2 protein-coding genes are annotated in these 1,473 nt (G+C 40.3%); one reads left to right on the forward strand and one right to left on the reverse strand.

The features are described from left to right. Positions 1 to 3 precede the first annotated feature (3 nt). Positions 4 to 1,146: a phage/plasmid replication protein, II/X family gene (locus RH88_RS01625; RefSeq protein ID WP_005593001.1), complete on the reverse strand. Its 1,143-nt coding sequence runs from the start codon at positions 1,144 to 1,146 to the stop codon at positions 4 to 6. 129 nt (positions 1,147 to 1,275) lie between these two features. On the opposite strand from RH88_RS01625, the gene RH88_RS01630 reads away from it, so the two are divergent. Next, positions 1,276 to 1,458 carry a hypothetical protein gene (locus RH88_RS01630; RefSeq protein WP_005593003.1) on the forward strand — a complete coding sequence of 61 codons (183 nt, stop codon included), beginning with the start codon at positions 1,276 to 1,278 and terminating at the stop codon, positions 1,456 to 1,458. Positions 1,459 to 1,473 lie beyond the last annotated feature (15 nt).

The raw sequence follows: 1,473 nt of genomic DNA on the forward strand, positions 1-1,473 counted from the left end.
GAATTAAGCAACTGCTCTAAATGGCATTACGTTGGATTGGGCTACTTGTGGCATCTGATACCAGTTTGGAATTGGTAGTGGTTTAAGCTCGATAACTTCTGAACGTTTGAGTGTTGGACAAAGACGGCTAACGTCGAATTGCTGACCGATATCAATACCAATTTTTCGTAACCTGGCTTTATGTTCATAAAACTGGCGTTCGCTTAACGTATGTCGTAAATCAGTTCCATGCTGCCAAAGCGTGAAGTAGTTCATAGTGGTATTGGCTTTACGAAGAGTATCTACAACTCCAGCGTCCATTAATTGCTCTGCGATTGATTGATGAGTGTCATTAGTGGCGTGTAGTGTCTTCATAGCGTCCTCCATCGTCGTTAGATGTTTGTAAAAGTCTTGTTCACTGACCATTCCGTAAAATTGCAAATCATGTCGTTTAAGTAATTTTTGTCTTAGGCTGTGTTCTTCACGAACAACTCCGTTTTGTTCGCAATATTCGATAAGCGTTTCTAAATACTTAATGTGATCTTGTGTGGTCTTGTTACTACGTTTGTATTTTTTTAACCGAAGTTGCATTTCAAAGGCTTTGCAGTAGAGCTTGAGCATTTCCCATGTTGACCCCTCGCCCCAGTTACATGTCATGCCATTAGGTTTAAGAATCGCCTCACGCGCTCGCCCCATAGCCACAGATGACATGCCACGAATAAATGAAAGCTCATTACATCGACCAACCATGTGATTACGAGTCCAGTCAATAAGAGTGATTTCTGCGCCATTACCTATCAAAGATGATGATTTTCCATCTGGTGTTTGACGGTGATAAGCGCGTGTGGTTTTAGTGAATGGAGGGAGGTCATATTTAGCTAAAATGTGGTTATAAATTGCCACGCAATCATCGAGAGAAGTTAAACCAAAAAGATTGTCCATACGTTGCCAACGCGAGGGATTGCCCTCCACACGAACACGATTACCATTACAGCGAATCGTTAACTTAGTACTAAATGATCCTTCAAGAATTTTCTGATTCACACTTGGTGGGAGCTTTTCGCCAGATTCCATATCAACACGTTCAATTACATGAGTACCAACAAAAGGTAACCCGCCTTCCGGATGATCTTGCTGCATAAAAAGCTGGTCAATAAAATAACTCATCGTAACAATGTCACATGTGATTTAGATTATGTATTTATACAATGTCACATGTGACTGGTCAAACATAGTTTCTTGTGATTTAGTTACTTGTGTAGAATAAGGTGATACACAACACAAAGAGTGAAGAAAATGCCGACAGTTAGAATTAGTGACAAAAGGTATAGAGAGCTTGAGAAAAAAGCCGTTGACGCAACTATTAAGAGCCAAAAACCTGTCCCAGTTTCAGCAGTAATAAACGCATTGATCGATGAAAAGCTAAAAGAAATAACAGCAGAAATCGTAGAGAAAAATTTAGCGAAAGACGGGAAATAGTGCGGAATTCCGCAG

The organism is Vibrio scophthalmi LMG 19158 (assembly GCF_000222585.1).
Lineage (GTDB): Bacteria > Pseudomonadota > Gammaproteobacteria > Enterobacterales > Vibrionaceae > Vibrio > Vibrio scophthalmi.